The sequence below is a fragment of the Pseudomonas sp. GW821-FHT02A08 genome (assembly GCF_059422045.1).
This window is the reverse complement of the sequence record NZ_JBWKWD010000009.1, coordinates 81,642-107,552: the sequence shown is the minus strand read 5'-3', so window position 1 is coordinate 107,552 and position 25,911 is coordinate 81,642. Positions and strand designations below refer to the sequence as shown.

At 61.3% G+C, this 25,911-nt stretch carries 21 protein-coding genes; 14 read left to right on the top strand and 7 right to left on the bottom strand.

The window, feature by feature from the left end; all coding sequences use genetic code 11:
* Window positions 1-111: 111 nt before the first annotated feature.
* Window positions 112-636, bottom strand: coding sequence for an Mpo1 family 2-hydroxy fatty acid dioxygenase (locus AC07W4_RS09330; protein WP_495032235.1), 525 nt, complete (start codon window positions 634-636; stop codon window positions 112-114).
* 84 nt (window positions 637-720) lie between these two features.
* Between AC07W4_RS09330 and AC07W4_RS09325 the strand changes: the two genes are divergently transcribed.
* Window positions 721-1,407, top strand: a complete 687-nt coding sequence (locus tag AC07W4_RS09325) for a Crp/Fnr family transcriptional regulator (protein ID WP_495032234.1) — start codon at window positions 721-723, stop codon at window positions 1,405-1,407.
* A 207-nt stretch (window positions 1,408-1,614) separates the two neighbouring features.
* On the opposite strand, the gene AC07W4_RS09320 is transcribed toward AC07W4_RS09325, so the two are convergent.
* Window positions 1,615-2,619, bottom strand: coding sequence for an AraC family transcriptional regulator (locus AC07W4_RS09320; protein ID WP_495032233.1), 1,005 nt, complete (start codon window positions 2,617-2,619; stop codon window positions 1,615-1,617).
* A 100-nt stretch (window positions 2,620-2,719) separates the two neighbouring features.
* On the opposite strand from AC07W4_RS09320, the gene AC07W4_RS09315 reads away from it, so the two are divergent.
* Window positions 2,720-3,793: a fatty acid desaturase gene (locus AC07W4_RS09315; protein ID WP_495032232.1), complete on the top strand. Its 1,074-nt coding sequence runs from the start codon at window positions 2,720-2,722 to the stop codon at window positions 3,791-3,793.
* 131 nt (window positions 3,794-3,924) lie between these two features.
* Here the strand turns inward: AC07W4_RS09315 and AC07W4_RS09310 are convergent, their stop codons facing one another.
* From AC07W4_RS09310 to AC07W4_RS09300, 3 genes are read right to left on the bottom strand one after another with little or no spacing between them, the layout of a single operon-like run.
* The gene (locus AC07W4_RS09310) at window positions 3,925-5,535 is read right to left on the bottom strand and encodes an arylsulfatase (RefSeq protein ID WP_495032231.1); all 1,611 of its coding nucleotides are present in this window, start codon (window positions 5,533-5,535) and stop codon (window positions 3,925-3,927) included.
* Window positions 5,536-5,550: 15 nt separating this feature from the next.
* Complete coding sequence (locus AC07W4_RS09305; RefSeq protein WP_008045427.1) at window positions 5,551-6,366, bottom strand: ABC transporter ATP-binding protein; 816 nt, start codon at window positions 6,364-6,366, stop codon at window positions 5,551-5,553.
* Entirely contained in the window at window positions 6,363-7,961 is a 1,599-nt protein-coding gene (locus AC07W4_RS09300; protein ID WP_495032230.1) for an ABC transporter permease, read from the bottom strand. The genes AC07W4_RS09305 and AC07W4_RS09300 overlap by 4 nt, the downstream gene beginning before the upstream one ends.
* 381 nt (window positions 7,962-8,342) lie before the next feature.
* On the opposite strand from AC07W4_RS09300, the gene AC07W4_RS09295 reads away from it, so the two are divergent.
* Complete coding sequence (locus AC07W4_RS09295; RefSeq protein WP_008045424.1) at window positions 8,343-9,356, top strand: ABC transporter substrate-binding protein; 1,014 nt, start codon at window positions 8,343-8,345, stop codon at window positions 9,354-9,356.
* Window positions 9,357-9,477: 121 nt separating this feature from the next.
* On the opposite strand, the gene AC07W4_RS09290 is transcribed toward AC07W4_RS09295, so the two are convergent.
* Window positions 9,478-10,398 carry a LysR family transcriptional regulator gene (locus tag AC07W4_RS09290; protein WP_495032229.1) on the bottom strand — a complete coding sequence of 307 codons (921 nt, stop codon included), beginning with the start codon at window positions 10,396-10,398 and terminating at the stop codon, window positions 9,478-9,480.
* A 183-nt stretch (window positions 10,399-10,581) separates the two neighbouring features.
* Between AC07W4_RS09290 and AC07W4_RS09285 the strand changes: the two genes are divergently transcribed.
* The 8 genes from AC07W4_RS09285 (at window position 10,582) to AC07W4_RS09250 (ending at window position 19,041) form a co-directional block, all read left to right on the top strand.
* Complete coding sequence (locus AC07W4_RS09285) at window positions 10,582-11,502, top strand: TauD/TfdA dioxygenase family protein (RefSeq protein WP_495032228.1); 921 nt, start codon at window positions 10,582-10,584, stop codon at window positions 11,500-11,502.
* 132 nt (window positions 11,503-11,634) lie between these two features.
* Complete coding sequence (locus AC07W4_RS09280) at window positions 11,635-13,995, top strand: TonB-dependent receptor (RefSeq protein WP_495032227.1); 2,361 nt, start codon at window positions 11,635-11,637, stop codon at window positions 13,993-13,995.
* A gap of 259 nt (window positions 13,996-14,254) precedes the next feature.
* The gene (locus AC07W4_RS09275) at window positions 14,255-15,064 is read left to right on the top strand and encodes an energy transducer TonB (RefSeq protein WP_495032226.1); all 810 of its coding nucleotides are present in this window, start codon (window positions 14,255-14,257) and stop codon (window positions 15,062-15,064) included.
* 44 nt (window positions 15,065-15,108) lie between these two features.
* Window positions 15,109-15,834 carry a MotA/TolQ/ExbB proton channel family protein gene (locus AC07W4_RS09270; protein ID WP_008045414.1) on the top strand — a complete coding sequence of 242 codons (726 nt, stop codon included), beginning with the start codon at window positions 15,109-15,111 and terminating at the stop codon, window positions 15,832-15,834.
* Between the two features lies 1 nt (window position 15,835).
* Window positions 15,836-16,237 carry an ExbD/TolR family protein gene (locus AC07W4_RS09265; protein ID WP_007972930.1) on the top strand — a complete coding sequence of 134 codons (402 nt, stop codon included), beginning with the start codon at window positions 15,836-15,838 and terminating at the stop codon, window positions 16,235-16,237.
* A gap of 289 nt (window positions 16,238-16,526) precedes the next feature.
* Window positions 16,527-17,108, top strand: coding sequence for an alpha/beta hydrolase (locus AC07W4_RS09260; RefSeq protein WP_008045411.1), 582 nt, complete (start codon window positions 16,527-16,529; stop codon window positions 17,106-17,108).
* A 55-nt stretch (window positions 17,109-17,163) separates the two neighbouring features.
* On the top strand, window positions 17,164-18,096 hold the full coding sequence (locus tag AC07W4_RS09255; protein WP_008045408.1) for a sigma 54-interacting transcriptional regulator: 933 nt from the start codon (window positions 17,164-17,166) through the stop codon (window positions 18,094-18,096).
* A gap of 162 nt (window positions 18,097-18,258) precedes the next feature.
* Entirely contained in the window at window positions 18,259-19,041 is a 783-nt protein-coding gene (locus tag AC07W4_RS09250; protein WP_008045406.1) for a MetQ/NlpA family ABC transporter substrate-binding protein, read from the top strand.
* Between the two features lie 208 nt (window positions 19,042-19,249).
* On the opposite strand, the gene AC07W4_RS09245 is transcribed toward AC07W4_RS09250, so the two are convergent.
* Complete coding sequence (locus AC07W4_RS09245) at window positions 19,250-20,446, bottom strand: AAA family ATPase (protein ID WP_495032225.1); 1,197 nt, start codon at window positions 20,444-20,446, stop codon at window positions 19,250-19,252.
* Between the two features lie 177 nt (window positions 20,447-20,623).
* Here AC07W4_RS09245 and AC07W4_RS09240 point away from each other — a divergent pair, with 177 nt between their 5' ends.
* From AC07W4_RS09240 to AC07W4_RS09230, 3 genes are read left to right on the top strand one after another with little or no spacing between them, the layout of a single operon-like run.
* Window positions 20,624-21,727: an efflux RND transporter periplasmic adaptor subunit gene (locus AC07W4_RS09240; protein WP_495032224.1), complete on the top strand. Its 1,104-nt coding sequence runs from the start codon at window positions 20,624-20,626 to the stop codon at window positions 21,725-21,727.
* Entirely contained in the window at window positions 21,724-22,788 is a 1,065-nt protein-coding gene (locus AC07W4_RS09235) for an efflux RND transporter periplasmic adaptor subunit (RefSeq protein ID WP_495032223.1), read from the top strand. The genes AC07W4_RS09240 and AC07W4_RS09235 overlap by 4 nt, the downstream gene beginning before the upstream one ends.
* Window positions 22,785-25,835 carry an efflux RND transporter permease subunit gene (locus AC07W4_RS09230; protein ID WP_495032222.1) on the top strand — a complete coding sequence of 1,017 codons (3,051 nt, stop codon included), beginning with the start codon at window positions 22,785-22,787 and terminating at the stop codon, window positions 25,833-25,835. Before AC07W4_RS09235 ends, AC07W4_RS09230 begins: the two co-directional genes overlap by 4 nt.
* The last annotated feature ends 76 nt before the right edge of the window (window positions 25,836-25,911 follow it).

The following is a 25,911-nucleotide window of genomic DNA, read 5'->3' as shown; positions in this document are numbered from 1 at the left end:
TCGTCGGATCGCCGCCCGGAGCAAGCCCGCTCCCACATTGAATCGGTGTTGACCACAAAACCTGTGGTTAACCCGAAACCCTGTGGGAGCGGGCTTGCCCGCGAATGCGATCTAGACAGCAGCACGCTTCGGATTGACCCGCACAACACCCGCCCGCGCCTCGACCTGCTCTTTGAGTTCACGCCGCATCCCCAGCATGAACGCCAATTCAGCCACCACAAACAGCGGCCCGACAATCAAGCCGGTCACGTCATCGACAAATGCCGGTTTGCGCCCTTCGTAGTGATGGCCGACAAACTGGATCGCCCAGCCGATCACGAACATCGCCACGCCGCTGCCCAGCCAGACCAGCGTGCTTTGCTGCGCCAGCGCATGACCTGCCCACACCGACAGCCCGAGCAACACGGTCATCAACATGCCCAGGCGCAACTCCAGGCGCAGGTAAAACCACGCTGATGCCAGCGAGACGAGCACTGCCGGTGACAGCCACACGCCGACCAGCGACCATTCCGGCCGCGACAGCAACACCGCGACGGCCACCACGATCAACGGAATGCCGATAAAGTGCGAGGCGATGTTGCGCGGGTCACGGTGGTAGGCGGCGTATTGACTGAGGTGGTCGACGAGGCTTTTCATTGTTGTTCTCCTGTGGGGGTGATTGATCATGCCCCGGGGCCACTTCCCGCTCTGTCAGCCAGGCGACAATCTCTAGGAGTTTTCATGGATATGCAGGTCTGGCGTCCACGCCTGATGAGCGGTCAGTGGTTCAGCCATTTGCCTGTTTCCCTACAGGATAGCCTGCTGTCGGCGGCCAGGCCGCGGCGCCTGTCGTCGGGCCAGCGGCTGTTCAAGCGTGGCGATCCGCCCTGTGGCCTGTACGCGGTGCTTGAAGGCGCGGTGCGCGTCGGTGCCGTCAGCGAGCAGGGCAAGGAAGCATTGCTGAGCCTGGTGGAGCCGCCGCACTGGTTCGGCGAAATCTGCCTGTTCGATGGCCAGCCACGCACCCACGATGCCTACGGCGTGGGCCAGTGCACGCTGCTGCACATTCCCCAGAACACCTTGCTGGCGCTGCTCGACGAGCATCCGCAGCACTGGCGGCAACTGGCCTTGCTGATGAGCCAGAAACTGCGCATGACCTTCATCAACCTCGAACAACTGAGCCTGTTGCCGGCCCCGGCACGGTTGGCGCACCGCTTGTTGATGATCGCCGAAGGCTATGGCGAGACCACACCACCGCGCCGCGTCCTGCAACTGCCCCAGGAGCAGCTTGCCGCCATGTTGTCGCTGTCGCGCCAGACCACCAACCAGATTCTCAAGGAATTGCAGGGGCAGGGGGTTATCGGACTGAGTTACGGCGAAATCGAAATCCTCGATGCCGAGCGGTTGCGGGAGCTGGCCACGATCTGACGGCGAACACCGAACCATTGTGGGAGCGGGCTTGCTCGCGAAAGCGTCAGGTCAGGTACATCAATTTCACCTGACACACCGCTTTCGCGAGCAAGCCCGCTCCCACAGGGGATCTGGGTGAATCAGAAATTTGTGGTCACCGAAAAAACTGTGGGAGCGGGCTTGCCCGCGAAGAGGCCAGCCCAGGCAACCCATTTTCAGGCTGGATCAGCGCAACCCATCCCGAAACTGCCCAGGCGTCATTCCCGTCCAGCGCTTGAAGGCGCGGCTGAAGCTGCTGGTGTCGGCAAACCCGAGCAGATAACTGATCTCGCTCAATGACACTTGCGGGTCGCGCAGGTGCAGCAGGGCGAGATTTTCGCGGCTTTCGTTGAGCAGCGTGTCGAACCGGCAGCCTTCGTCGGCCAGGTGCCGTTGCAGGCTGCGCAGGCTCAGGTGCAGGGCCTTGGCGATGTGTTCGGCGCTGGGTTCGCCTTCGGGCAGTTGTTCTTCAATCGCGTCGCGGACTTTGCGCTCCCACGTCATTGGCTTGAGTTGCGCCAGGGTTCGCTTGAGTACGGTTTCATTGTGTTCGGCCAGTTCCGGGTTGGCGTCGTCCAGGTGGCTGTCGAAGTCAATGAGGGCGAATTCAAGCCGATCCTCATCGGCGCCGAAGTGCAAGGGCGAGCGAAAGACTTTATGCCATTGATGCGCGTCTGCCGGTTCCGGGCGGCGCAGGTAGGTCGCCAGCGGCGCGTAGTCGCGGCCCAGGCGATTGCGGCAGGTGCGCACGTAGATCGCCATGAACGCATCGATGGCTTCGAAGGCCGGGGCCGGGTTGCCGGAAGGGATTTTAAGACTGAAGCGGTAGCGATCCTCGGCGCGGGTCAGCTCCAGTTCCAGGGCATCGCTGACCACCTGGTGATAGCGCACGATGCGCTCGAACACTTCCCGCAGGCTGCCGCTGGCGACCAGTGCATAACCCAGCGCATGGAAGGTGGTCGGGCTGACGAAACGCGAAACCCGCAATCCGATCGCCGGGTCGCCGCTGGCCTGCACCGCCAGATTCCACAGGTGTGTGGTGCCCGACAGTGGATAGCGCGCGTTCGGGTCGTCCATCAGCTGTGGATCGAGCCCCGATTGCTGGCACAGGGCGGTGCTGTCGATGCCCAGGGCATCGAGTTGCTTGCGCAGGGCGCGGGTCCAGCTGGCGAGGGAGGTCGGTTCAGTCATGCTGATTGGCGCTTCCGGTCAACAGGTTGGCGTTCTCGGCTACCGCGTTGCGAAGGATCGCAAGGCAGGATGCAACCATCAATAACCAGAGGATGGAAGCATGGACCGTACTTCTGCAAGCCCCCAACGACTGAATGCAGCTCAACGATCGGCCCATATCCGCGAAGTGGTGCTGGCCAGAGGCGTCGAGCTGCGCGAGCAATACCCGATTCTCAAGCATCAGGACGCCCTCGGCGCGGGCATTCTGACCTTCGCCATCGCCGGTATGGTCGGTTCTGCTGCGCTCTATATGACCGGGCATATGGCTTGGTGGGCGTGCCTGTTGCTCAACGCATTTTTTGCCTCGTTGACCCATGAGCTGGAACACGACCTGATCCACAGCATGTACTTTCGCAAGCAGAAGGTGCCGCACAACCTGATGATGGGGTTGGTGTGGCTGGCGCGGCCGAGCACCATCAATCCCTGGATTCGCCGCCATCTGCATCTCAATCACCATAAGGTCTCGGGCTCTGAAACCGATATGGAAGAACGCGCCATTACCAACGGAGAACCATGGGGTATCGCGCGATTCTTGATGATTGGCGACAACATGATGTCGTCGTTCATCCGCATGCTGCGGGCCAAGACCTGGGCGCAAAAGATCAGCATCGTCCAGCGCACGCTGAAGGTCTACGCACCATTGGCATTGATGCATTGGGGCGCCTGGTACGTGTTTCTCGGTTTCCATGCAGCGAATGGCGTTGCGTATCTGATGGGCGCACCTATCGAGTGGTCGGCGACCACGTTGTCGGTGATGCAGGTGATCGACATCGCGGCAGTCGTAATCATCGGCCCGAACGTGTTGCGCACGTTCTGCCTGCACTTCATCAGCTCGAACATGCACTACTACGGTGACGTGGAACCGGGCAACGTGATGCAGCAGTGTCAGGTACTGAATGCCTGGTGGTTGTGGCCGCTGCAGGCGTTCTGCTTCAACTTCGGCAGCAGCCACGGGATCCATCACTTTGTGGTGAAGGAACCCTTCTACATCCGCCAGTTGACCGTGCCGGTGGGGCACAAGGTAATGCGCGAGATGGGTGTGCGGTTCAATGATCTCGGCACGTTTGCTCGGGCTAACCGGTTTGAGCGCAGAGAAGAAGTGGCTGTGGAAAAGGTGCGTACGGCTCAAGTCTAGTCGTCGTTTGAAAGGGCCCCTTCGCGGGCAAGCCCGCTCCACAAGGGATCTCGGGTGTTCACCAGTAATGTGTTCACTGAAGATCAAATGTGGGAGCGGGCTTGCCCGCGAAGGGGCCGGTTCAGGCAGCATCAATCAGGCTGAAACGGCGACTCACTCAATATCACCCCAGTCTCATCCACATACCGCTGCCAATGCTCGATCAAGGCACCGAGCTTGTGTGGCTGGCTCGACGCCAGGTCATGAATCTCCCCCGGATCATTGCCCAGGTCATACAACTGCCAGGTCGCCGGCCCTACCGGTCCCGGGATGTACACCGCCTTCCATTGTCCTTGCCGAATTGCCCGTCGTCCGAACAATTCCCACCCGGTGACGGTGTGTTCGTCATGCACTTGTGCCGTCTCGCCCGACAGGAACCCAAGCCACGACTTCCCGCGAACTTGCGCCACGGGTTTGCCGTGCCATTGCTTGCCCGGGTGGCGCACGCCGGCGAGATCCAGAATGGTCGGCGTGATGTCCATCACCGTGCCGAAACCGTGGCTGATCTGGCCCTTGAGCGGCAGCTGCGGGTAGTGCACCAGCGCCGGAACGCGGATCCCGCCTTCGGTGGTGAAGGCCTTGAACAGCCGCGACGGCGCGGTCGCCACTTGCGCCCAGTTCGGCCCGTACCAGACGTAGGAGTTGGCGCGGCCGATGTTGTCCAGGCTGTTGTCGTAATGCTGGTTGAGATAGGTCAGCAACTGCGGGCCGAATTTCGGAAAGGCCTCCAGCAACGCCCCTTCGGCACCGTTATCGGACATGAACAGGATGAAGGTGTTGTCCAGTTGCCCTTGCTGGCGCAAGTAATCGACGACCCGCCCGATGTTCCAGTCCATGCGCTCGACCATCGCGGCATAAACCTCCATGGCCCGCGCGGAGATCTGTCGTTGCTCGTCGCTCAGGGCATCCCATTGTGCAGTCAACCGGATCAACGGATGCGGCTCGACATCGGTCTCGATCAGCCCCAGTTTCTTGAGTTTTTCCAGGCGCTCAAGTCGCAGTACTTCAGGGCCGGCGTCATAGCGCCCGCGGTATTTTTCCACCACCTCGGCCGGTGCCTGCAACGGCCAGTGTGGCGCGGAAAACGGCAGGTAGGCGAAGAACGGCCGGGTCTGGTCGCGCTCCTTGAGGTATTGCAGCAGCTTGTCGCCAAAGGCATCGGAGGAATAGAAATCCTTGGGCAGTTCATCGATGAATTGGTCGTCTTCGATGTACAGCGCCGGGGTGGATTTCAGCAGCCGTGGCGTCGTTTCATCGTAGGTCGGCTCGAAGCCATAATGGTTGGCCGCGCCGGGCAGCAGCGAAAACGAACGCTCGAAACCCCGGGCGTGGGGCGCCAGTTCTGCGGTCAGGCCCAGGTGCCATTTGCCGCTCATCAAGGTCTGGTAACCCGCCTCGCGCAGCAACTCGGGCAGGGCGACCACGCGGTCGTTCAGGTGTCCTTCGTAACCCGGTTTACCGATCAGGTCCGGGGTCAATGCTTCGGCCATGGTGCCGATGCCGGCGATGTGGTGATCAGTGCCGGTGAGCAGCATCGAACGGGTCGGCGAGCAGGTCGGTGCGGTGTGAAAATCGGTCAGGCGCAGGCCATTGTTGGCCAATGTATCGAGGTTCGGCGTGTTGATTTCGCCACCGAAGGCGCCGAGGTCGGAAAAGCCCAGGTCATCGGCCAGGATCACTAGAAAGTTGGGACGTTGCGGCATCAAGCATTTCCTTTTTCAGTAGGCAATGAAGGACAGCGGCAGATCGCGGACCTGCACCGGCACGGGGGGCTGGTAGTGATCGTCGCTGGTGAGTTCGTGAAGCAGTTCTTCGCGCAATTGGTGGAAGTCGAAACTGCTGCGCTGGCGCGGATGGGGCAGGGCAATCTCGACCACTTGCTTGATTCGCCCAGGACGCGGCTCCATCACCACCACGCGGTCGGCGAGGAAGATCGCTTCCTCGACATCGTGGGTGACCAGCACGGTGGTGATTTTTGCCCGGGAGCGGATCGCCAACAGTTCGTCCTGCATCTGCTGGCGGGTCAGCGCATCGAGGGCGCCGAAGGGCTCGTCCAGCAGCAGAATCCGCGGGCTGGCCACCAGGCCACGAGCGATGGCCACGCGCTGCGCCATGCCGCCAGAGAGCTGGTGTGGATAGGCGCGAGCGAAGTCGCCCAGGCCCACCAATTCGATGAAGTCATGGATGCGCTTGTGCTTTTGCGCAACGCTGAGTGGTTCGTTGACCAGTCCCAGGCCGATGTTGTCGGCCACGCTCAGCCACGGGAACAAGCGGTGTTCCTGAAAGACGATGCCGCGCTCGCCACCGATGCCGGTGACGGCTTTTCCGTCCACGCTGATCTGCCCGCGAAACTGCGTATCGAGGCCCACCAGCAGCCGCAGCAAGGTGGATTTGCCGCAACCGCTGGAGCCGACGATGGCGACGAACTCACCCTCGGCGATGTCCAGGTTGAACTCGCGAATGGCCTCAAGTGTGAAGCCGTCGACGTCGAAGGTTTTGCCCACGTGATTGAAGCTGACAATCGGTGCGTTCATGCGTGTCTCCAGCGAGTGGCGCGGATTTCCAGGCGTTGGCCTATGAGGTTGAGCAGGGCACCGGTCAGGCCCACCAGCAGCATGCCGGCCATGATCAGGTCCATGCGCAGCAGTTGCTGGGCGCCGATCATCTGGCTGCCGATGCCGCCGTTGGACGGCATGAAATATTCGGCGCCGATGGTGCCGAGCCAGGCGTAGATCAGGCTCAGCCGAAGCCCTGCAAAAATCCCCGGCGCCGCGCCAGGCAGTACCAGCCGACCGAGGCGCTGGCGCAGATTCAGGCGCAACACCTGCGCGGCCTCGTTCAGTTGCGGCGACAGGTGGGCGACGCTGCGTTGGGTGGCGATGAACAGCGGGAAAAAGGCGGCGAGGGCAACGAACACCCACTTGGCCAATTCCCCCAGACCGAACCACGCGGTGAGCAGCGGCACCCAGGCGAAAATGGCGATCTGGCGGATGGCGGCGAGGGCTGGGCCGAGCAGGCGTTCACTGGTGCGCGACAACCCCAGCAGCAACCCCAAGGCAAACCCGAGCCCCCCACCGAGCAGCAATCCGCCAAGGGTTCGGCCCAGGCTCAGGGCCATGCCGCCAAGCAGTGTGCCGTCGAGCAACCCGTTTTTTGTGGTCTGCAAGACGGCCAGCGGGCTGACCAGAATGTTCGCGTCAATCCACTGCTGATCCGAGGTCAGTTGCCACAACGCCAGGAGCGTCAGCGGCAGCAGCCACGGTTGCAATCGCTGCCAGCCTTGATAACGCGGCCCGCGACGGATTTCGGCGGTGGCCGGGTGCGGCCAGTGCACCAGCTTCCTGTCCAGCAGGCCGATGCCGCGATCCATCGCCACGCCGATCAGGCCGATCACGACGATGCACACGAACACGATGTCGAGCATGAACAACTGCCGCGCCCAGACCATCAGGTATCCGATGCCTTCACTGGAGGCGAGCAGTTCGACAGCGAGCAGTGAAGTCCAGCCGGCGGCCAGCGCGAGGCGCACACCGGCCATGAATGCCGGCAGCGCTGCCGGCAGCACCAGGCGCCGGATCAACAGGTGCCTGGGCAGGCGCAACACGGCGGCGGCCTCGCGCAGCTTTGGTTGAGCATCGCGCACACCGACCAGCGTATGCAGGGTTACCGGCACCACGATGGCCTTGATCAGCACCACCAGTTTCAGCATTTCGCCAATGCCGAAAAACACCATGAACAATGGAATCCAGGCCAGAGTCGGGACTTGGGCCAAGCCGGCGAAGGTTGGAAATACCAGACGCTCCAGTCGACGACTGAAACCCAATGCCGCACCTAAAACAGCACCAGCGCTGACCCCGGCCAGCAAGCCCCAGAACAAGCGTTGCAGGCTGATCCACAAATGGCTCCACAGCTCGCCTTGGGACAATTCAACGGCGCTGCTCCAGACCAGGGTCGGCGCTGGCAGGATTTGCTCACTCATCCAGTGATTGCGGCTGGCGAGCCACCAGAGGGCGAAAAGGGCAGTGGGCAACAACCACGGCAACAAGCGTTGGCCCAGGCTTGGCCATGTTCGCTTGTGTTCAAGCGATGGGGCGGGCAGTGGCAGGCTGAGAAGGGAAACACGGGCCATGGGTGACCTCCGTTGTCTTCCTGTGGGAGCGGGTTTGCTCGCGAAAGCGGTGTGTCAGTCACTCCATTGTTGTCTGACACACCGCTTTCGCGAGCAAGCCCGCTCCCACAGGGTTTAAGGTGTATGCAAAATTGATCTATAAAAATAAAAATTAATTCTATTTAGGGATAAGCAAGGCCATTTAAGGCTTGAGAGCGCGCACGCATCCAATGCATTCGAAGAATATTTTCGATGCTGCCAAGGCATAGCTGGCGGAGAGCTCCGCCGGTGTTGGTATAGAACTACATGATCTAAAAATGTGAATTTATAGTATTTAAGTGTTGGTTCCACTTCGGCCTACTTTCGGCTCATCAACGCCCGTTGCCCCAAGGAGCCGCACCCATGAACCTTCCCTTCAAACGTGTCATCAGTCTGTTCGCCGCACCGGCCCTGGCGGGCCTGCTGGCCTTCACGGCCAACGCCGGTGAGCTCAAGGAAATCCGCATCGCGGTGCCGGACCTGAGTGCCGGTACCCAGCACAGTGGTGGCGGTGTCGTGGACGTACTGCGCGATCAACAGATCTTCGAAAAGGCTTTCGCCGATCAAGGCATCAAGATTCAGTGGAGCTTCTTCAAGGGCGCAGGCCCGGTGATCAACGAGGCGTTCGCCAACGGTCAGGTGGACCTGGCCTACCTCGGCGATCTGGCGGCCATCATCGGCAAGTCCAATGGTCTGGATACGCGACTGCTCAGCGCCTCGGCGCGCGGGGTGAAGCATTACCTGGGCGTGGTGCCGGGTTCGGGGATCAAGACCCTGCAGGACCTCAAGGGCAAACGCGTGGCGATCTTCCGTGGCACCGCCAGCCAGCTGTCTTTCGATGCGGCGCTGGCTAGCCAGGGGTTGAGCGAGAAAGACGTGAAAGTCATCAACCTCGACTTCAACGCGGCGGTCGCGGCACTGGCGGCGAAGCAGATCGATGCTTCGTGGGGTGGTTCCGGGCTTACCGCATTACAGGCCAAGGGGCTGGCGGAGTTGCCTCTGACCACCAAGGACCTGGGCGGCGCCGGCAGTGTGCAGGCCGTGTTGGTGGGGACCGGGAAGTTCGTCGACGAGCACCCCGAGGCAGTCGCCACACTGCTCAAGGCTCAACAGCAAGCCGTGGCGTGGCTGACCCAGGACAGCAACAAGGACGCCTACATTCAGTTGGTGTCGGGGCTGGCGAATTATCCGGCGGTGATCCTCACGCAGGATCTGAAGGATCAGAAACTGAGCGAGGTGTTCCCGTCGACACTTGATCCGGTGTTCCTTGGCAAATTGCAGGATGCGGTGGACCTGGCTTCGCAGCAGAAGCTGATTCGCAAGTCGTTCAAGGTGACGGATTGGGTGGCGCCGGAGTTGGCTGCGGCAAAACTTTGAATCTTTTGCGTTCTTGAGGGCGCTTTCGCTGGCAAGCCAGCTCCCACAGGGGTCTCCAGTGAACACAGATCTTGTGAACACCAGAAAAACCTGTGGGAGCGGGCTTGCTCGCGAAGAGGCCCTAAACCGCGACGCTGACTTGCTGCCTGTCCACCGCCACCAGTGTCTCGATCATCGCCCGCGCCGCTGGCGACAAGCGGAACCCGGTGCGACTGACGATCCCGCACCGTGCATTCATGCTCTCGATGTTCTGCGGCAGATTGCGCCAGTGCAGCAACACCAGTGAACCCTGGGCGATGTCTTCGACAAACGCTTCTTCAGTCCCTACACCAATCGCATTCGATTGCAGCACCACTTTCACCAGCGCCGGAAAATGCTCGGTTTCGATGGTCGGTGAAAAATCCACGCGCCCACTGAGGTTCGCCAGCAGTTTGCGAATGCCCGGCGGGATCATAGTGGTCGCCAGCGGGTAATCGAACATGTCGTTGGTCGACAGGCTCTCCTTGGCCAACAGCGGGTGCCCGGGGCGGCAGAAAAATACACCGCGCTTGGGCGTCAGGGCCTGGGTCTGGAAGTTAGGGTCGGACTCGAAATGACGGATGTCGGCAATGAAGAATTCGATCTCCTCACGGCTCAGGGCGCGGCTGAGTTTTTCCCAATTATCCACCTCGAAGCAGGTGCGCACTTTCGGGTGCGCGTTGATGAATTGCGCCACAGCATCCGGCACCAGTTTCACCGCCGGTGCCGGGCCGCAACCGAAGCGCAGTTCACCGGCATCGAGCTTGGTCATCTGCGTCACTTCCGAGCTGAGCAACGCCGCACCCTGCACCAGGCTGCGGGCATGTTGCAGCACCACCAGGCCTTCGGGAGTGGGGCGCAAATCCTTGTTGCCACGGTCCACCAGGACGCAGCCGAACTCATGTTCGAGCCCCTGAATGCTGCGGCTGAAGGCAGGCTGGGTAATGCCCATGGCCTCGGCCGCGCGCACGAAACTGCGGTGTTCGTCGAGGGCGATGAAGTAACGCAACTGGCGAAGATCCATATGCTTTTCCGGCATCCTAAAAATAGCTCGAAGGCATTTGCGACGAAGGTTGACTGAGGTTTTAAATGCAACCTCTTATTCCGTCAACGAAGCATGTTGATATCTATTAGACCTAAATAGCATATAGATAGAGCAGTGTTTCGCGGCCGGTTCAACCGCAAGCAGTCTGAAGAGGGTCTACCCATGAGCAATGCCGCACTCGCAGTACAACCCGCTGTTCACGCGCTTGAAATCCATCCGGTGGCCGGTCGCATCGGTGCCGAAATCCGTGGCGTAGAGCTTTCCGGCGAGTTGGATGCCGCCACTGTTGAAGCCATTCAACAGGCGCTGCTGCAATACAAAGTGATCTTCTTCCGCGAGCAGGCCCAGCTCGACGATCAGCGCCAGGAGGCGTTCGCCCACCTGCTCGGTGAACCTGTGGCGCACCCCACGGTACCGGTGCGCGAAGGCACGCGTTTTCTGCTGGAGCTGGATGGTGCCGAGGGCCAGCGAGCCAGCTCATGGCACACCGACGTGACCTTCGTCGAGGCCTATCCCAAAGCCTCGATCCTGCGCTCGGTGGTGGCCCCGGCTTTCGGTGGCGACACCCTGTGGGCCAACACCGCCACTGCCTACACCGGGTTGTCGGAGGAGCTGCGTGAACTGGCCGACAAACTGGTCGCCGTGCACAGCAACGAATACGACTACGCCGGCACCCGGCCGGACGTCTCGGCGGAGAAGCTGGAGCGCTATCGCAAGGTCTTCACCTCGACGGTCTACGAGACCGAGCACCCGGTGGTCCGCGTGCACCCGGTCAGCGGTGAGAAGAGCCTGTTGCTGGGGCATTTCGTCAAACGCATCAAGGGCTATTCCCAAGCCGATTCCGCGCACCTGTTCGGCTTGCTGCAAAGCCATGTGATCCGCCAGGAAAACATCGTGCGCTGGCGCTGGAAGGCCGGTGATGTGGCGATCTGGGACAACCGCTCCACCCAGCATTACGCGGTGGATGACTACGGGACCCAGGACCGCATCGTGCGGCGAGTGACGCTCAAGGGCGAAGTGCCGGTGGGTGTGAACGGGCTGGTCAGCCAGACGGTGAAAGGGCCGGATATCGAAGGCGTCTGAACTGACGCCTTCGCGGGCAAGCCCGCTCCCACAGGGATCTCAATGTCTCCACGATCCCTGTGGGAGCGGGCTTGCTCGCGAAGGCGGCCTGGCAAGCAACAAAGAACTTTTTTTGATCGGGAACCCCGCCTTATGAGTCCGTTGCACTTTGCTCAAACCTCCTCACCCCAACGGCTCAAACGCCTGCCCCTGGCTCTGCTACTGGCAGGCAGTGCCAGCTGGACCCAAGGCTATGCGGCCGATAGCGCCACCCCTGAAACCGCCCCAAAAAAATCCGCCACGGCCGACAGCGCGCAACTGGAAACCGTGACGGTCACCACTCGCCGCCGCGAAGAAAGCTCGCAGGACGTACCGACGCCGATGAGTGTGGTCAGCGGCCAGACCCTGGAAACCCAGCGGGTCTATCGCATCCAGGATCTGCAGCAGCTGGTGCCCAGCGTCAACGTCGCCTACATGCATGCGCGTCAGTCCAGTGTGTCGATCCGTGGCCTGGGCAACAACCCGGCCAGCGATGGCCTGGAAGGCAGTGTCGGCCTGTACCTCGACAACGTTTACCTTGGCCGCCCCGGCATGGCCGTATTCGACCTGATGGACATCGAGCAGCTCGAAGTGCTGCGCGGCCCACAAGGCACCTTGTTCGGCAAAAACACCACGGCGGGCGTGATCAACATCAGCACTCGCGCGCCCACCTTCACCCCGGAGCGCAGCATCGAATCTTCGGTGGGCGAGGACGGTTATTTCCAGACCAAGGGCACGATTTCCGGCCCGTTGAATGACGAACTGGCCGGACGTTTTTCCGCGTACCGCACCCGCAGCGACGGTGACATCAAGAACGAATTCGACGGCCACGATTTGAACGGTGGCTCCCGCGACGGCTTTCGCGGGCAGCTGCTCTTCAAGCCGAACGAGTCATTCAGCCTGCGCTGGATCGGCGACTATAACGAAGAAGATTCCAGCGCCGGCACCCGTGTATTGTTCAACACCGGGCCGACCATCAATGGCACTAACCTTTACCAGCGCCGGGCCAATGCGGCGGGCGCGACCCTGGTCGACGGCACGCACCGCAAGGTCAACCTGAACAACGAACAGCACGTCACCGTGCATCAGGGCGGTACTTCGGTCGAAGCCAACTGGACGCTGCCGAGTGACTTCACCCTGACTTCTATCAGCTCCTATCGCTGGTGGAATTTCACCCCGCGCAATGATGACGGCCTGAACGTCTCCACCTTCTTCAATGCCGGCGTTTCGGTGGAGGATAAGCAGTACTCCCAGGAGTTTCGCCTGGCATCGCCCTCCGGCGGATTCTTCGATTACGTGCTCGGCGCCTATTACTTCGGCTCCAACCTGGACAACAAGTCGTTCACCTTTTACGGCCCGCAAGCGGACATCTGGAACGGCACACCCAACGGTGCGCTGAACAACGTCGACAGTGTCGGCAATGGTCATATCGAAACCAACAGCTTCGCGTTGTTCGCCCAAGGCACCTGGCACCTGACCGAGCGCCTGGATTTCACCGCCGGCCTGCGCGGCACCTATGAAGAGAAAAACGCCAGGGTGACCCGTGATGCACCGGTCGGTGGTGCCGCGGTCACCGGTGCGGCGGCTGCGGCACGACGTGCTCGCGCCGGCGTCTTCGACTCCGGCGATTTGAATCAGTACAGCTCCAGTCCCTCGGGTTTGTTGAACCTCAGTTACCGCCTCACCGACGACCTGCTCACTTATGCCACCTTGTCCCATGGCGAAAAATCCGGCGGGGTCAATTTGGCGGTGGGCACCGCACCGGTTGCCGGCGCCGATTCGCTGCTGATCGGCACCGAGCGCGCCAACAACGCCGAGCTCGGTTTCAAGAGCACCCTGTGGGACCGTCGCCTGCAACTCAACGCCAACCTGTTCTGGACCCAGGTCAACGGCTACCAGACCAACGCCTACGACGACGTCAATCGCGTGCAATATCTGACCAACGCCGGCTCCGTGCGCTCCCGCGGCGTGGAGTTCGAAAGCACCCTGATCCCGCTGCGTGGCCTGACGCTGAACATCAACGGCTCGTACAACGACGTCAGCTACCTCTCCTACAAGGATGCGCCGTGCCCGCCGGAAGTCAGCCTGGCGCCGGGTGCTCCAGCATCCTGCGACCTCAGCGGCCATCAAGTGGTGGGTGCTTCGAAATGGATCGGCAACGCCAACGGCGAATACAAATGGAACCTGAGCAACGGCTTCGAAGAGTACGTCACCGCCAGCTATGCGTTCCGCTCCAAAGCGGTGGGCACGGTGGAAGATTCCGACTTCGGGCAGATCCCGAGTTATGCGCTGGTCAACCTGTCCACCGGCCTTCGTGGCGACTTCAACCAGGGGCAGTGGGACGTTTCGTTGTGGCTGAAAAACGCCTTCGACAAAACCTATTACACGACGCTGTGGACGGCCGCCAATGGCGGCTACGAAGGCCTGCTCGGCACACCGCGAACGCTGGGCGTGACCGGTCGATACGACTTCTGACGGCGAAAAACCATGCCTTGGATGAATACTTTCAATGCGGGCAAGGCATCGGTTTATTTCCACTACGCCGGAGCCCTTGAACGGCGGGCTCTGGCGGTGGGTTGAAGGTTTTACATATTCTATTTAAGTCTAAATATAAGTTCAAACATTGCTTTCAGAACTAAGCGTTCAAGCCAATGATTGCTCTACCAGGACGTCGTCGGGGGATGTTCAGTACGACGTTCCGGTGATCCGCAAAGAGACCGTAGGGAGTTAAACAATGGGCAATGTCCAGACCGCCGCCGGTGCACATGAAGTGCTGTGGCGCCAGGCACCCGGTGGTGAGTTGGTCGACCTCGGCCGACCGCACCGGGTGCCCTTGGGCCAGTTACGTTTGCAGCGCGCGCCCAAAGGCGTCCTTCGCCGACGGGAAGCGATCGTGCTGGGCGTGCTGGCGCTGCTGGTGCATGGCGCGGTGATCTATTGGGTCAATCAGCAACCGACCACCGTGCTGCCCGTCGTGCCACCGCAGATTCCGCCGATGACCATCGAGTTCTCGCGTCCGGCGCCACCGGTGGTCGAGCCGCCGCCACCGCAACCGGTGCAGCCTGTGGTGGAGCCGCCTGCGCCCGTGGAAGACCAACTGGCGGTGAAGCCACCTCCACCGAAGCCGATTCCCAAACCCAGGCCGGTGGCCAAACCAGTACCGAAACCGGCGCCAAAAGCCGTTGAACAACCACCTGCGCCGCCACAACCGGCAGCGCCTGTCGCGGCCCCGGCACCACCTGCACCCCCGGCACCCGCGCCTGTGACACCGGCCTCGGCCACTGCTGGCTACTTGAAAAACCCGGCGCCGCAATACCCGTCCCTCGCCCAGCGTCGCGGCTGGGAGGGCACGGTGTTGTTGCGCGTGCATGTGCTGACCAGCGGTAAGCCAGGCGAAATCCAGATCCAGAAAAGCAGCGGTCGCGATGCACTGGACGAAGCAGCGCTGAACGCGGTGAAACGCTGGAGTTTCGTGCCGGCCAAGCAAGGCGATGTCGCCCGGGACGGCTGGGTCAGCGTGCCCATCGATTTCAAGATTCATTAAACAGAAACCAATTTCGCGCGAAACGTTTACACGAGGGATACACCATGACGTTACTGGCATCTCCACTTGAATCCATCGAAAGCGCGGTGATCTGGCTGCTGGTGGTTTTCTCCATCGCGACCTGGGGGCTGGCATTGCTCAAGGGCCTGCAGTTCGGTCGCCTCAAGGCACAGGATCGAAAGTTTCACCGACAGTTCTGGGCCGCTTCGAGTCTCGACTCGGCGGCCGAACTGAGCGAAACCCGGCCCGGCGCGGCCGCCCGGGTGGCGCAGGCCGGTTATGCGGCAATCCAGGTGGGTGAGGCGCCGCAGGCGGCGGACTTGAGCCAGGCGATCAACCATCAGGATCGTCTGGAGCGAGCCTTGCGCCAGCAGATCGTGCGCGAGCGCCGGTCGCTGGAAACCGGGTTGGCCGTGCTCGCGAGTATTGGCAGCACCTCGCCGTTCATTGGTTTGTTCGGCACGGTATGGGGAATCATGGAAGCGTTGAAAGGCATCAGCGCTGCGGGTTCGGCGAGCCTTGAAACGGTCGCCGGACCGATTGGCGCGGCACTGGTCGCCACTGGCGTGGGGATCGCCGTCGCGGTGCCGGCGGTGCTGGTTTACAACTATTTTTTGCGTCGTTTGAAACTGACGGCGGCGGACCTGGATGACTTCGCCCACGACTTCTACAGCCTGGCGCAGAAGAGTTCGTTCCGCGTGCTGATCCACCCGACGGCGCACAAGGCGGCAGCCCAGGGCAATGCGCAGAAAGTGAAGGAGGCGTCCTGATATGGCCTTCTCCACGCAAGACACCGATGAGGTGCTCAGCGAGATCAACGTGACGCCGCTGGTGGATGTGATGCTGGTGCTGCTGGTGGTGTTCATCGTCACCGCACCGCTGCTGACCAACGCGATACCGATCAACCTGCCCAAGACCGAGGCGGTGGCGCCGGTGGAGCAGAAAGACCCCTTGGTGGTGAGCATCGACGGTGCCGGCAAACTGTTTATCAACAAGGACGAAATACAGCCGGACTTGCTGGAGTTCAACCTCAAGTCGGCGAAAGCCAAGGACCCCGAGGTGCGCGTGCAGTTGCAGGCGGACGACGGTGTGAATTACGGCGAGGTGGCGCGGGCCATGGCATCGATTGAACGGGCAGGGATCACCAAGCTGTCGGTGATCACTGCGCGTTAACAGATTTTCGTTTTCCGGGGCCGTCTCCTTGGCAGGGTGCGGCCCTTTTTTTTGCCTCGATTTCAGTAACACCACAAACCCCTGTGGGAGCGGGCTTGCTCGCGAATGCAGAGTGTCAGGCGGCAAGGATGCTGGATCTGATGGCCCCTTCGCGAGCAAGCCCGCTCCCACATCAGATCGATGTTGTATATTCTATATTAGTCTTAATAAATAGCTTCTTATTCCTTAACGAATATAAATCATCTCCCTATACTCGACCGGGAACAGACACACAGCAGGAGAGCTCCCCATGCGCAACGAATCAATTCGCTACCTGATTGTGCCGGGCTGGCAAGGATCGCCAGAAGATCATTGGCAAAGCCACTGGCAGAACAGCCTGCCGAACAGCGCACGGGTGGAGCAGGCCGACTGGCTGACGCCGCGTCGTGAAGACTGGGTTGCGGCACTGGCCGAGGCGATTGCCGCCGACAGCACGCCGGTAATTCTCATTGCCCACAGCCTGGGATGCATCACCGTCGCCCATTGGGCCGCGAGCGCCCCCGTGCAGTTTTTGCGTCAAGTGCGTGGCGCCTTGCTCGTCGCGCCGGCCGATGTCGAGCGCCCTGCTTGCGCACCGGCCCTGCGCAACTTCGCGCCGATCCCGACGGATCTGCTGCCATTCCCCAGCCAGGTTGTCAGCTCCGACAACGACAGCGCCGTCAGTGCACCGCGGGCCCTGGAGCTGGCGCGTAACTGGGGCGCCGAGGCGGGGATCCTGGCGGGGGCAGGGCATATCAACGTGAAGTCCGGTCACCAGCGTTGGGAGCAGGGTTTTGCCTACCTCTATCGCCTGCAAAACCGCATGGAACACCACGCCCTGCGCCGCGCTTGAACACTTTCCTTATTTAACGCCCCCGTCTCCCGGCGGTTTTGGGCGGGAGTCTGCCATGAGCTTTGAAACCTTCGGCCAGCCACTGCTGACCTTTCCCGATGCTGAAAAAAGTCCCCTGAGCATCCGCGCCAAGGCGCTGGTGTTTGTCGATCCACGTTCACGACAATTACGTGAAGACCTCGAGCAACTGGCCACGCGTTCAGTGTCAGTGCTGATCCGTGGCGAAACCGGCACCGGCAAGGAATTGCTGGCCCGCCATATCCACCGCGCCAGTGATCGCGGCGGGTTGTTCGTGTCGGTCAATTGCGGCGCTATCAGCCCGACGTACGCCGACGCCGAGTTATTCGGTTATGCGGCGGGCAGCTACAGCGGCTCGGCGAGCAGCCGCGCCGGTTGGTTCGGTTCGGCCAACGGCGGCACGCTGTATCTGGACGAGATCGGCGACCTGCCGCTGCCGATCCAGACCAAATTGCTCGCCGCGCTGGAAAACCACGAAGTCACCCGTGTCGGTGCCCATCAGCCGAGCCCGGTGGATGTGCGGCTGGTGGCGGCCACCAGCATCGATCTGGCCCAGGCGGTTGCCGCTGGAAAATTCCATGAACGGCTCTATCACTACCTCAGCGAAGGCCAGCTCGAACTGCCGGCACTGCGCGAACGCACGGGGGACATCCTGTCGCTGGCCGAATACTTCCTCGGCATCTACAGCCAGCGTCTCGACTTGCCAGTGCCGCTGATCAGCGAAGCGGCGCAGCTTGTGCTGGAACGCCACAGTTGGCCGGGCAATACCCGGGAGCTGGAAAACATCATTCACTTTGCGCTGCTGGTGAGTACGGGCGACGAGATCTTGCCGGAACATTTGAACCTGGCGGAGCCCTCGATTTCACTCGAAAAAATCGAGCAACACATTGTTTATACAAGCAAAAACGGCACTGCTGGCGAGCGTTCGACACTCAAGCGCTTGCTGGAAAGCCTGACGCAGACGCTTTAACGCTCTGTATGAACAAAATGGAATATGAAGCTGAATAAACGTTATTGTTCGGGAATAAAAAATCCCGGTATTGTCCGCTTCACGCCAGCGATAGCACTTCACTGGCACTCTCATATTCAAGCCGTCGCCACAAGCGACTGTGATTTTCGATAAGGACACTGCATGAAAAAGGTTCTGTTGTTCACCGCACTGGCGGCTGCCCTGACCACGGGCCTGGCCCAGGCAGGCGAAAAACTGGTGGTTGCCGCGACCCCGGTGCCGCACGCCGAGATTCTCGAGCTGATCAAGCCAACCCTGGCCAAAGAAGGCGTGGACCTGGAAATCAAAGTCTTCACCGACTACGTGCAGCCGAACGTGCAGGTCGACCAGAAGCGTCTGGACGCCAACTACTTCCAGACCCTGCCGTACCTGAAGAGCTTCAACGAAGGCAAAGGCACTCACCTGGAAACCGTGATCGGTGTTCACGTTGAACCCTTCGGTGGCTACTCGAAGAAAGTCAAAACCCTGGCTGAACTGAAAGACGGCGCGACCATTGCCATCCCGAACGAAGGCAGCAACAGCGGTCGTGCCCTGATCCTGCTGCAGAAGGCTGGCCTGATCGAGTTGAAAGACCCGAAAAACGCCGTGTCGACCCCGAAAGACATTGCCAAGAACCCGCACAACTTCAAGTTCAAGGAACTCGAATCAGCCATGTTGCCGCGTGTGCTGGATCAGGTCGACCTGGACATGATCAACACCAACTACGCGCTGGAAGCGGGCCTGAACCCGGCGAAAGACGCGCTGATCATTGAAGGTGCCGATTCGCCTTACGTGAACTACCTGGTGGCCCGTCCGGACAACAAGGACAGCGTAGCCATCCAGAAACTGGCCAAGGCCCTGACCAGCCCGGAAGTGAAAGCCTTCATCGAGAAGAAGTACAGCGGCGCGGTACTGCCAGCGTTCTGATTCGCGAAGCAAACCCCTTCAAGGTTTCAAACGCCGACGGCTGATTTAGCGTCGGCGTTTTTTTACGACTGAAGATCAAATGATCGCAGCCTTCGGCAGCTCCCACAAAGGTTTGCATGGGCCCTGTAGGAGCTGCCGAAGGCTGCGATCTTTTTTGGTTTTATGGATCAGGCCGGCCTGGCCTTCAACCCGGCAAATCACGCGCCGTTCAATCCGGCCAATACCATGCCGGCTCATCCAGCATGCGCTGGCCCACGATCCCGGTCTGGCCAAGATTTTTCTCCAGCACGATGCAGTTGCAGCCCGGGTCCTCCTGCAACGCCGAAATCAAGCGCCGGGCATGGGACACCACCCACACCTGGCACTGCGCCGAGGCACGGATGATCAAACGTGCCAACGCCGGCAGCAGGTCCGGATGCAGGCTGGTTTCCGGCTCGTTCAGCACCATCAGTGTCGGCGGCCGTGGCGTCAGCAGCGCGGCGACCAGCAGCAGGTAACGCAAGGTTCCGTCCGACAGCTCGGCGGCAGACAGCGGCCGCAACAGACCTTCCTGAAAGAATTCGATGGCGAAGCGTCCACCGGGCAGAGGGTCGATGTTCAGTCGTGCGCCGGGGAAGGCGTCGCCGATCGCCGCCCGCAAGGCGTCGGGATCGCCGATTTCGATGATCGTCTGCAAGGCCGCCGCCAAGTCGCGTCCGTCGTGATGCAGCACCGGCGTGCGAGTGCCCAGTTGCGGTTGGCGCGCCGGGGCGTCGGCATCGCTGCGAAAATGATCGTAAAAGCGCCAGCGGCGGATGAACTCGCGCATCTCCAGCACTTGCGGCGAACCGCGCAGGCTGCCGACCTGATCGAACAGGCTGTCGAACGTCGGCGTGTGCTGCGCCAATACATCCCACTTGCGACCGGCGCGGGCGCGGATCATCGGGCCGTCACGATCGACCAGCAGACTGGCTGGGCGATAGAACGCCCCGGCCCACAGGCATTCGCGTTTGATCTGCGGGTCGAGACTGAAGTAAGACGGTATCGGCGTGCTGCGCCCGGGCAGCATGAAATGGCCGTTGGAATCGGGCAGGCCGAGGCTGATCGAGTAGCCGAAATCCTCTCCCGCAAACCCCAGGCGCAGGCGTTTGACGCCCTGGCGCACGGTGGGCTCGATGGCGACTTCGCCGGTGCGCATGCGCCGGGAGAGGGTTTCCGGGCCGGCCCAGAAGGTCGAATCCAGCCCGCCTTCACGGGCCAGGGCATTGACCACGCCGCCGTGGGCGGTTTCCGCCAGCAGGCGCAGCGCACGGTACAGATTGGACTTGCCGCTGCCGTTGGGGCCGGTGATCAGATTCAGTCGGCCCAGCGGGATTACCAGCTTGTTGATCGAGCGGTAATTGGCTACCGCGAGCGTGTTGAGCATGTGGGTTCCTGTGGCGGGGTCGAGCGAGGCCCATTGTCCAGTACGGGCAGGTGTCTAGCGCAAGTGTTTTGGACGTAAGGAAGGGTGAATTTTTTCTTCATAAGACGCTCGTGCAAGGTCTGGATCCTGTTCTAAGCTCTCTGTCGAGTTGTCCATAAAAAAGGCCAAGGAGTGTGCATGGCGGTTCCCGGATTCAAAGTAGTCATGGCCTTGAGTGTCGTCACCCTGCTGACCGCATGCGACGAGAAAAAGCCCGTGCAGGAATACCTGCCACGGGTGTTCGTGCAAGTCGTCAAGCCAGCGGATTACGCGGCCCCGGTTACCCTCACCGGAGATATCCAGGCACGGGTACAGACAGAGCTGTCTTTTCGCGTGGGCGGCAAGATCATCCAGCGCTCGGTGGACGTCGGTGATCGCGTGACAGCCAAGCAAGTGCTGGCCCGGCTCGACCCCAAGGATTTGCAGACCAACGTCGACTCGGCCCAGGCACAAGTGTTGGCTGAACAGGCGCGAGTGACGCAGAGCGCGGCGGCGTTCGTGCGCCAGCAAAAACTCTTGCCCAAGGGCTACACCAGCCAGAGCGAATTCGACTCGGCCCAGGCAGCCTTGCGCAGCAGCCAGAGCGCCTTGAGCGCCGCCCAGGCGCAGTTGGCCAATGCCAGGGATCAGTTGAGTTATACGGCGCTGATCGCCGACGCGCCGGGGATCATTACCGCGCGTCAGGCGGAAGTCGGCCAGGTGGTTCAGGCGACGATGCCGATCTTCAGCCTGGCCCGTGACGGCGACCGCGATGCGGTGTTCAACGTTTATGAATCCTTGCTGGCCGAGAAGCCGAGCGATGAAACCATTGTCCTGAGCCTGCTCGACAACCCGGCGATCAAAACCACCGGCACCGTGCGCGAAATCACCCCGGCGGTGTCGGCGCAATCCGGTACCGTGCAGGTCAAGGTCGGCCTCAACAGTCTGCCCGACGGCATGCAATTGGGCTCGGTGGTGAGTGCCACGGCCAGGGGATCGGGCAAGTCGGTCGTTGAGTTGCCGTGGTCGGCGCTGACCAAAAACATCAGTGAACCCGCTGTCTGGATTGTCGATGACAAGGGCAAGGCCCAGTTGCATTCGGTCACTGTCGGCCGCTACCTGACCGGCAAGGTCATCATCAGCGGCGGGTTGAAAGACGGCGACAAAGTCATCATCGCGGGCGGACAACTCTTGCACCCCGACATGGACGTCGAAATTGCCGAAAACACTTACAAGGATCTGACGTGGGGAGCCAAGCCATGAAGCCTTTATGGGCGTTGTCCATCGGGCTGGTGCTGAGCGCCTGTTCCAAAAACGAACCGCCGCCGGCGCCGGTACGGCCGGTGCTGTCGATCAAGGTCCAGACCTTGAACGAAGAGGACCTGGGCCGCTTCGCCGGCAGCATCCAGGCGCGCTATGAAACCGATACCGGGTTCCGCGTGGGCGGGCGAATCGCCAGCCGTAACGTCGATGTCGGCACCGAAGTGCAGAAGGGCACATTGCTCGCCACCCTCGATCCTTCGGATCAGCAGAACCAATTACGCTCGGCCCAGGGCGACCTGGCGAAAATCCAGGCGCAACTGATCAACGCCAAGGCCACTGCCCAGCGCCAGCAAGCCCTGTTTGACCGCGGGGTTGGCGCCCAAGCGCAACTCGACGCGGCCAACACGGACCTGAAAACCACCCAGGCCTCTCTCGATCAGGCTCGCGCAGCCGTCAACCAGAGCAAAGACCAGTTGGGCTACACCGAGCTGCGTGCCGACCATAAAGCCGTGGTCACCCAGTGGAGCGCCGAGGCCGGGCAAGTGGTGTCGGCCGGTCAGCAAGTGGTGACCCTGGCGCAACCGGACATCAAGGAAGCGGTGATCGACCTGCCCGATACCCTGGTCGATCAACTGCCCAGCGATGTGGTGTTTCTGGTCGCTGCGCAGCTGGATCCGAGCATCAACACCACCGCCATCATCCGCGAGATCGAACCTCAGGCTCAAAGCGCCACACGCACCCGTCGCGCCCGCCTGACGCTGGCCGAAACGCCAGATGGCTTTCGCCTGGGGACGGCCATCAGCGTCACCCTGAGCACGGCGATCAAGCCGCGCATCGAGTTGCCTGTCACCGCGCTGCAGGAGGTCGATGGCAAGCCACGGATCTGGGTGATCGATGCACAGAGTAAAACCGTCTCTCCCCGTGACATCACCGTGATCAGCCGTACCGACAGCACCGTGGTGCTGGCCGGTGGCGTGAAGAACGGCGAGCGGGTGGTCAGTGCCGGTGTGAACAGCCTCAAGCCGGGGCAGAAAGTGAAATTCGACGAGGACAGTCAATGAAAGGGCCTTTCAACCTCTCGGAATGGGCCCTCAAGCATCAGTCGTTCATCTGGTATCTGATGTTCGTCGCGTTGTTGATGGGTGTGTTCTCGTACTTCAACCTGGGGCGCGAAGAAGACCCTTCGTTCACCATCAAGACCATGGTGATCCAGAGCAAATGGCCGGGGGCGACCCAGGAGGAAACCCTCAAGCAGATCACCGACCGGATCGAGAAAAAGCTCGAAGAGCTCGACTCCCTCGACTACGTGAAAAGCTACACGCGCCCCGGTGAGTCCACGGTGTATGTGTACCTGCGCGACACCACCAGTGCCAAGGACATCCCGGAAATCTGGTACCAGGTGCGCAAGAAGATCAACGACATCAAGTACCAGTTTCCGCAAGGCATCCAGGGGCCGTCGTTCAACGACGAATTCGGTGACGTCTTCGGGTCGATCTACGCCTTCACCGCCGACGGCCTGACCCTGCGTCAGCTGCGCGACTACGTGGAACAGGCGCGCATGGAAATTCGTGGCGTGCCGGGGCTGGGCAAGATCGAAATGGTCGGCCAGCAGGACGAGGTGCTGTACCTGAACTTCTCCACACGCAAACTCGCAGCGCTGGGCATCGATGAGCGACAGGTGGTGCAGAGCCTGCAATCTCAGAACGCCGTGACCCCGGCGGGTGTCATCGAGGCCGGGCCGGAGCGGATTTCGGTGCGCACTTCTGGGAAGTTCGCTTCGGAGAAAGACCTGGCCGAGGTCAACCTCAAGCTCAACGACCGCTACTATCGTCTGGCCGACATTGCCGAAATCAGCCGCGGTTATGTCGATCCGGCCTCGCCGGAATTTCGCTACAACGGCAAACAGGCCATCGGCCTGGCGATTGCCATGCAGAAGGGTGGCAACGTCCAGGCATTCGGCAAGGCCTTGCACGCTCGTATGGACCAGTTGACCGCCGACCTGCCGGTGGGTGTCGGCATTTACAACGTCTCCGACCAGGCCGTGGTGGTGGAAGAGGCCGTCGGCGGCTTTACCAGTGCCTTGTTCGAGGCGGTGGTGATCGTGCTGCTGGTCAGCTTCGTCAGCCTTGGCGTGCGCGCCGGGCTGGTGGTGGCGTGCTCGATCCCGTTGGTGTTGGCGATGGTGTTCGTGTTCATGGAATACAGCGGCATCACCATGCAGCGGATTTCCCTCGGTGCACTGATCATCGCCCTCGGCCTGCTGGTGGACGATGCGATGATCACCGTGGAAATGATGGTCACGCGCCTGGAAATGGGCGAGACCAAGGAGCAGGCGGCAACCTTCGCCTACACCTCCACGGCGTTCCCGATGCTCACCGGTACGCTGGTGACGGTGGCGGGCTTCGTGCCGATCGGCTTGAACGCCAGCTCCGCCGGTGAGTACACCTACACCCTGTTTGCGGTGATCGCCTGCGCGATGCTGGTGTCATGGGTAGTGGCGGTGTTGTTTGCGCCGGTGATCGGCGTGCACATTCTCAGTACCAACGTGAAACCCCATGAAGGCGAACCGGGGCGCATCGGCAAGGCGTTCAACGGCGGGCTGCTGTGGTGCATGCGCAATCGCTGGTGGGCCATCGGCATCACCGTGCTGTGCTTTGTACTGGCGGTGTTCAGCATGCGCTACGTGCAGAACCAGTTCTTCCCGTCGTCGGATCGCCCGGAAATCCTGGTGGACCTGAACCTGCCGCAAAACGCCTCGCTCGACGAAACCCGCCGGGCGGTCGATCGCCTTGAGGCCACGCTCAAGGACGATCCGGACATCGTGCGCTGGAGCACCTACGTCGGCCAGGGCGCGATCCGTTTCTACCTGCCACTGGACCAGCAACTGCAAAACCCGTTCTACGCGCAGTTGGTGATCGTCAGCAAAGGCCATACCCGTGAAGCCATGATGCAGAAGCTTCGCGATCGCTTGCGCAACGACTTCGTCGGCATCGGCGGTTATGTCCAGGCACTGGAAATGGGCCCGCCGGTAGGGCGTCCGATCCAGTACCGGGTCAGCGGCAAGGACATCGACCAGGTGCGCCGACATGCCATTGACCTGGCCACGGAGCTGGACAAGAACCCGCACATTGGCGAGATCATCTACGACTGGAACGAGCCGGGCAAAGTGCTGCGCATCGACATCGCCCAGGACAAGGCGCGGCAGTTGGGGCTGTCCTCCGAAGACGTTGCCGCCCTGATGAACGGCATCGTCAGCGGCCAGACGGTGACTCAGGTCGATGACGATATCTACCTGATCAACGTGGTCGGTCGCGCGGTGGATTCCGAACGCGGTACGCCGGAAACCCTGCAGAACCTGCAAATCGTCACGCCGAGCGGCACGTCGATTCCGTTGCTGGCGTTTGCCACCGTGCGCTACGAACTGGAGCAACCGCTGGTGTGGCGTCGCGATCGCCTGCCGACCATCACCATCAAGGCGGCGATACGCGACGAGATCCAGCCGACGGACCTGGTGAAAATCCTCAAGCCGTCCATCGACGCTTTCGCTGCCAAACTGCCGGCGGGCTACAAGGTCGCCACCGGTGGTACGGTGGAGGAAAGCGGCAAGGCCCAGGGCCCGATTGCCAAGGTTGTGCCGCTGATGCTGTTCCTGATGGCGACCTTCCTGATGATCCAGCTGCACAGCGTGCAGAAGCTGTTCCTGGTGGCCAGTGTCGCGCCGCTGGGGCTGATCGGCGTGGTGATCGCGCTGGTGCCGACGGGCACGCCGATGGGCTTCGTGGCGATCCTCGGGATTCTGGCGCTGATCGGTATCATCATCCGTAACTCGGTGATCCTGGTGACCCAGATCGAAGAGTACGAGCAGAAGGGCTACGCGCCGTGGGATGCGGTGGTACAGGCCACCGAACATCGACGTCGGCCGATCCTGCTGACCGCTGCGGCGGCGAGCATGGGGATGATCCCGATTGCCCGGGAAGTGTTCTGGGGGCCGATGGCCTACGCAATGATCGGCGGGATCGTCATCGCCACCTTGCTGACGCTGCTGTTTTTGCCGGCGCTGTATGTGGCCTGGTACAAGATTCGCGAGCCGAAGAAAGAGGCTGTTTAGAAAGCGAGCGCTGCGCGCTCTATTCGCGGGCAAGCCCGCTCCCACAGTTGACCGCGTACTCCTGTGGGAGCGGGCT